6 protein-coding genes are annotated in these 5,829 nt (G+C 64.2%); 2 read left to right on the top strand and 4 right to left on the bottom strand.

Translation table 11 applies throughout. From position 1 onward, the window contains the following. Positions 1 to 247 precede the first annotated feature (247 nt). Both yihA and hemB read left to right on the top strand, forming a co-directional pair. On the top strand, positions 248 to 907 hold the full coding sequence (gene yihA, locus VMJ11_RS14140) for a ribosome biogenesis GTP-binding protein YihA/YsxC (protein WP_325620017.1): 660 nt from the start codon (positions 248 to 250) through the stop codon (positions 905 to 907). A 394-nt stretch (positions 908 to 1,301) separates the two neighbouring features. Beyond that, complete coding sequence (hemB, locus tag VMJ11_RS14135) at positions 1,302 to 2,300, top strand: porphobilinogen synthase (RefSeq protein ID WP_325620016.1); 999 nt, start codon at positions 1,302 to 1,304, stop codon at positions 2,298 to 2,300. A 100-nt stretch (positions 2,301 to 2,400) separates the two neighbouring features. Here hemB and dsbD read toward each other — a convergent pair whose 3' ends face one another. From dsbD to VMJ11_RS14115, 4 genes are all read right to left on the bottom strand, one after another. Continuing rightward, positions 2,401 to 4,365, bottom strand: coding sequence for a protein-disulfide reductase DsbD (dsbD, locus tag VMJ11_RS14130; RefSeq protein WP_325620015.1), 1,965 nt, complete (start codon positions 4,363 to 4,365; stop codon positions 2,401 to 2,403). Further along, positions 4,358 to 4,690, bottom strand: coding sequence for a divalent-cation tolerance protein CutA (gene cutA / locus VMJ11_RS14125; protein ID WP_325620014.1), 333 nt, complete (start codon positions 4,688 to 4,690; stop codon positions 4,358 to 4,360). Before cutA ends, dsbD begins: the two co-directional genes overlap by 8 nt. 229 nt (positions 4,691 to 4,919) lie before the next feature. After that, complete coding sequence (gene rplQ, locus VMJ11_RS14120; protein ID WP_027797304.1) at positions 4,920 to 5,312, bottom strand: 50S ribosomal protein L17; 393 nt, start codon at positions 5,310 to 5,312, stop codon at positions 4,920 to 4,922. Between the two features lie 142 nt (positions 5,313 to 5,454). After that, a partial coding sequence (locus VMJ11_RS14115; protein WP_325620013.1) for a DNA-directed RNA polymerase subunit alpha C-terminal domain-containing protein occupies positions 5,455 to 5,829 on the bottom strand: 375 nt, incomplete at its 5' end.

Below are 5,829 nucleotides of genomic sequence, written 5' to 3'. Positions count from 1 at the left end.
TCGATTCATTCGCGCACCTTGTTTCGTCTTGTGGGAATCAGGTTCTGCAATGGACGACAGCGACCGATCTACCTCGAAAGGCCCGCGCTGGCCTCACTGGTATTCAGTAAACCATCGCATTGTACAATAGCGCGCAAGGCGTCACCGCGCCAGTCGGGCCTCCCCCCGATATCCCAGTTTCCATCCCCGGGCGCATCCGGGCCCGGCGGGCCACCCGCCGCGTAGTCTCATATTGTGGTCCTATCCGATGGCCTTCCTGCTGCACCAAGCCCGCTTCTTCACGACGGTCAACCACCTGCGCGATCTGCCCGCCACCGCGCGGCCCGAGGTGGCGTTCGCCGGCCGTTCGAACGCCGGCAAGTCGACCGCCATCAACCTGCTGTGCAACCAGAAACGCCTCGCCTTCGCCTCGAAGACGCCGGGGCGCACCCAGCACATCAATTACTTCGGAGTTGGCCCGGCCGACGAACCGGCAGGCTATCTGGTCGACTTGCCTGGATACGGCTATGCCGAAGTGCCTGAGGCAGCGAAAGCGCACTGGGAACAACTGCTCTCGCTGTATCTGCAAACGCGCGCGCAGCTCGCGGGACTCATCCTGATGATGGATGCACGCCGCCCGTTCACCGAACTCGACCGTCGCATGGTCGAGTGGTTTGCATCCACGGGCAAACCGATCCATGCACTGCTCACAAAGTGCGACAAATTGACGCGTCAGGAAAGCGTGGTCGCGCTGCGGACTGCGAACAAGGCGTTCGACGAATACCGCAAGCAAGGCTATGAAGGGAAGCTGAGCGCGCAGCTCTTTTCGGCACTCAAGCGCGTGGGGCTGGACGAGGCGCACGCCGTGATCGAGAGCTGGATCGTGCCGCAGGTGGATGCGGGCGAGGCCGGCACCGAAGCGCAATAACACCGCTCGGGCGCGTTGCCCAGTGCGGGCTCACTTCGGTGAAAAGCCCGAGCCAGCCGGCGTTTCACGCGCTTTCGTCAGACTTTATCGTGAGTCGAACGGGCCTGCACCGCTGTATGCGCGCCAGCGCTCGTAATCCTCGCTGAACCGCGCCGCGAACGTCCGCTCCGGTCCCTCTCGCAGGGGCTCCCGACTGTTTTCCGCCGCTCATAAAAAAACCCGCCGTAATTGCCGGCGGGTTAAACAGCCTTATCGAAAAAACGACAGGCACCCGCTCAGGGAGGAGAAGCGGGGAGTTCGGCGCCAGGCGCCTCGCTCGATCGGTATGATATACCATTGTCCCGAAAAGTTTCCTGCGCCCCGGGACGCCTCCCACTCCAAGATATCCGCCGACATGAGCTTCTATCCGCATCATCGTCCGCGCCGCATGCGCCGTGACGACTTCTCGCGCCGCCTGATGCGCGAAAACATCCTCACCACGAACGACCTGATCTATCCCGTATTCGTCGTCGCGGGCAACAACGTGCGCGAAGCGGTGCCGTCCATGCCCGGCGTCGAGCGCGTGTCGATCGACCTACTGATGGGCGTCGCCGAGCAGTGTGTCGAGCTCGGCATTCCCGTGCTCTCGCTGTTCCCCGCCGTCGACCCGGCGCTCAAGACGCCCGACGGCATCGAAGCCACGAACCCCGACGGCGTGATTCCACGCGCCGTGCGCGAGTTGAAGAAGCGCTTCCCCGACCTCGGCGTGCTTTGCGATGTCGCGCTCGATCCGTACACGAGCCACGGCCAGGACGGCGTGCTCGACGAGAACGGCTACGTCATCAACGACGAGACCATCGAGATCCTCGTCGCGCAGGCGCGTACGCAGGCCGAAGCGGGTGTCGATATCGTCGCGCCTTCGGACATGATGGACGGCCGCATCGGCGCGATCCGCGAAATGCTCGAAAGCGAGAACCACATTCACACGCGCATCATGGCCTACTCGGCCAAATATGCTTCGGCGTTCTACGGACCGTTCCGCGACGCCGTGGGCTCGGCATCGAATCTGGGCAAGGGCAACAAGATGACCTACCAGATGGATCCGGCCAATTCGGACGAAGCGTTGCGCGAAGTTCGCCTCGACATCGAGGAAGGCGCGGACATGGTGATGGTGAAACCCGGCATGCCGTACCTCGACATCGTGCGCCGCGTGAAGGATGAATTCCGCTTCCCGACCTACGTGTACCAGGTGAGCGGCGAATACGCCATGCTCAAGGCCGCGGCCCAGAATGGCTGGCTCGATCACGACAAGGTGATGATGGAATCGCTGCTCGCGTTCAAGCGCGCAGGCGCGGACGGCATCCTTACCTACTTCGCTCTCGACGCCGCGCGTTTGCTGCGCGCACAGAAGTAGCAACGCGACGCTACCTCCGCGCATGAAAAAAGGCACGTCCCCGGACGTGCCTTTTGCTTTTGAGTGGCTGCGCGAACGAAACCGTACGCAGTGCCGACGATCAGGTGGCGGGCGGCACCGCATTCTGCGCGGCCGGAGTGCTTATGCGATCGAGCCGCGCGAGGAACCGGTCGGCGTTTTCGTAGCCGACCACGCGCAGCACTTCGCGACCCTGCGAATCGAAGAAGATGATGCCCGGCGGCCCGAACAGGCCAAAGCGCTTCAGGAGCGCCTGATCGTCGCGATTGTTGGCGGTCACGTCGGCGCGCAGCAGCCCGAGTTGAGCAAGGCGCGCCTGCACGCGAGGGTCGCTGAACGTGAACTTTTCCATCTCCTTGCAGCTCACGCACCAGTCCGCGTAGAAGTCGAGCATCGAGGGCTTGCCCGCCGACTTGAGCGCCGCATCGAGCTGCGCCGGTGAGCGCACCGGTGCGAAGGCGAGCGCGTCGGCTTCGTCGGCGCCAGTGGCCTGGTTCCCGGCCGCAGCAGTGACGTCGCTCGCACCGCTCACGCGCCCAGCAAGTACCGCGAGCGGGCGCAGCGGATCGGACGATCCGGCAGCCAGGCCGACGATGAGCGTCGCGGCCCAGATCGCACACGCCGCGCCCACGCCGCGCCCGAGGCGTCGCCAGACGTTGGACGCACCCGAGTGTGGCGTGAAAAGACCGAGCGCCGCGGCCACCAGCAGCAACCAGAGCGCCGCAAGCAGCATCTGCGCGGTCGCGCCGAGCACCGGCCATACGATCCACAACGCGGCGGCCAGCAGCACGACACCGAAGAACACTTTCACGCCATCCATCCAGGCGCCCGCGCGAGGCAGCAGCGCGCCCGCGCCGAGACCGAGGATCATCAGCGGGACGCCAAGGCCGAGGCCCATCGCGAAGAGCGCCGCGCCACCCAGCACCGCGTTGCCGGTATGGGCGATGAACGCGAGCACAGCAAAGAGCGGCGCGGTCATGCAGGCGCCGACCACGAGCGCGGAAAGCGCGCCCATCGCGGCGACGGCCGCGAACTTGCCGCCCGAGCGGCCCTGCGTGGCGCGCGAGGCGCCGTCTTGCCAGCGCTCGGGCAGCGCGATGTCATATCCAGCAATCAACATGACCGCGAACGCCGTGAGGAGCACGGCGAACACGCCCAGCACCCACGGATTCTGCAGCCACGCGCCGAGACTCTGGCCGACGAGCGCTGCTGCAATGCCAAGCACGGTATAGACGAGCGCCATGCCGAGCACGTAGACGAACGAGAGCGCGAAGCCGCGCGTGCGCGTCACGCGCGCGCCCTCGCCGACGATGATCGCCGAAAGGATCGGGATCATCGGATACGAACAGGGCAAGAGGCTCAACACCATGCCCGCGACGAAGTACAGCCCGACGACGGCGAAGAAGCCGCCGCCTTGCAGCAGCGATTGCGCATAGTCGGCGCTCGTGGCGCGTTCGTACCAGGGCTCGGTGTCGGCGGCGGCAGACGTGGTGCTCATCTGCGGCAAGGGCGTGGACGCGGGCGTCGAGCGGTCCGCGCCCGGCACGGCACTCTGGTCTGCCGCAGCGGCCTGTAAAGCCGCCCCGCGCACGTGGTACACGTGCTCGGCGGGCGGGTAGCAGATGCCCGCATCGGCACAGCCCTGCGAGGTCACGGCGAGATCGAACGGGCCGCTCGCCTTCTGCACCGACACGCGGATCGTGAGCTCGCCGCGGTAGGTTTCGACGTTCTTCTGGAACGTTGGATCGAACTTCACGTGACCGGGCGGGATCTGCGCGTCGCCGAGCTGCGCCGTACCGTTGCGCGTAGCGAACGCAAAGCGCTCGCGGTACATGTAGTAACCGTCCGCGATCTTGAAGTGCACGTTGACGGTGCCCGCCTCTTCACTCGCGCTGAAGGTGAAGGCCTGGTCCGGCGGCAGGAAGTCATCGTCCGCGGCGCGAGCGAATGACGCGCCGAACAGCAACGGCAGCAGACAGCAGACGAGTGCGAGGAAACCGGAAAGCGAGAGCGCGACGCGCGAGCGCCGATCGAAACGGTTAGACATGAATGGGACGCTGAGTCTCGGCATCGACCCACTGCCCGTAGGCGTTCGACGCCGCGGCTTGCCACGAGAGAATCTCGGGCGTCTCGTAGGGATGCTCGGTCTGGATGAACTGTTCGAGCTCTGCGGCGCGGGCGGGGCTCGTCTTGAAAAGCAGCTGGACTTCTTCGCCCGATTCGATCCTGCCCTGCCAGTGATACTCCGAATGCACAGCGCCAAGACGCGTCACGCAGGCAGCGAGTCGCTGCGCAAGCGCGCCAGAGGCGAGCTTTTCGGCGGTGTCCTCGTCGGGCACCGTGGTCAGCATCAGGGTCACATTGAGGGTCACGACGAACTCCGGCTTGGCACCCGCGCACAACAGAGGACGCGGGCTTCGTGGCACAACGTTATCCTACCATCGGCTCCGGTTGACTTCTCTCGCACGCCATGACGGCAAAAAGGCGCTACGATCAGCAAACAAGATTCGGCTCGCTTTAATCCCGGCCCGAAAACAAAAAAGCCAGGCTAGGCCTGGCTTTTTCGTACGCCGCCCGGTGTGGCACTGGGCGACTGAAAGCTTATTCCGCTTCCTGGACGTTCTCTTCCGCGACTTCCGGACGGTCGAGCAGTTCGACCAGCGCCATCGGTGCATTGTCGCCAACGCGGAAACCGAACTTCAGGATACGCAGGTAGCCGCCCGGACGGTTCGCGAAACGCGGACCGAGGACGTCGAACAGCTTCGTGACCGAGTCACGATCGCGCAGGCGGTTGAACGCCAGACGGCGGTTTGCGAGCGAGGGCTTCTTGCCGAGCGTGATGAGGGGCTCGACGACCTTACGGAGTTCCTTCGCCTTCGGCAGCGTGGTCTTGATGACTTCGTGCTCGATCAGCGAGTTGGACATGTTACGGAGCATTGCCAGACGGTGGCTGCTCGTGCGGTTCAGTTTCCGCAGACCATGACGGTGACGCATTTCAGTTTCCTTGAAACAAAGTTTTGATCCAGCTCTTCTATCGCTTCAGCCGGGTTTTGCAACCGCAGCCAGAGCACGGGCCGGTACAGAAAAAAGGCAAGACGCGGATTCTAAAGGAAAATCCGCGTCCGTGCCACACACATTACTTGTCGAGACCAGCCGGCGGCCAGTTTTCGAGTTTCATGCCGAGCGTGAGACCGCGCGAAGCGAGCACTTCCTTGATCTCGTTGAGCGACTTGCGACCCAGGTTCGGGGTCTTGAGCAGCTCGTTCTCGGTGCGCTGGATGAGGTCGCCGATGTAGTAAATGTTCTCGGCCTTCAGGCAGTTCGCCGAGCGAACCGTGAGTTCGAGATCGTCCACCGGACGCAGCAGGATCGGGTCGATCTGCGGTGCGCGCGACGGGGCTTCCGCCGCCGTTTCCGTGCCTTCCAGTGCAGCGAACACCGACAGCTGATCCACGAGGATGCGGGCCGACTGGCGGATCGCTTCCTCAGGCGAGATCACGCCGTTGGTTTC

It is taken from the genome of Paraburkholderia sp. (genome assembly GCF_035501035.1).
Lineage (GTDB): Bacteria > Pseudomonadota > Gammaproteobacteria > Burkholderiales > Burkholderiaceae > Paraburkholderia.
Note: the sequence above shows the minus strand (reverse complement) of the source record. Positions and strands in the feature narration are given on the sequence as shown.

Excerpts from the sequence above, each read along its gene's own strand:
- hemB (WP_325620016.1), top strand. The coding sequence starts at position 1,302 with ATGAGCTTCTATCCGCATCATCGTCCGCGCCGCATGCGCCGTGACGAC.
- rplQ (WP_027797304.1), bottom strand. The coding sequence starts at position 5,312 with ATGCGTCACCGTCATGGTCTGCGGAAACTGAACCGCACGAGCAGCCAC.
- yihA (WP_325620017.1), top strand. The coding sequence starts at position 248 with ATGGCCTTCCTGCTGCACCAAGCCCGCTTCTTCACGACGGTCAACCAC.
- dsbD (WP_325620015.1), bottom strand. The coding sequence starts at position 4,365 with ATGTCTAACCGTTTCGATCGGCGCTCGCGCGTCGCGCTCTCGCTTTCC.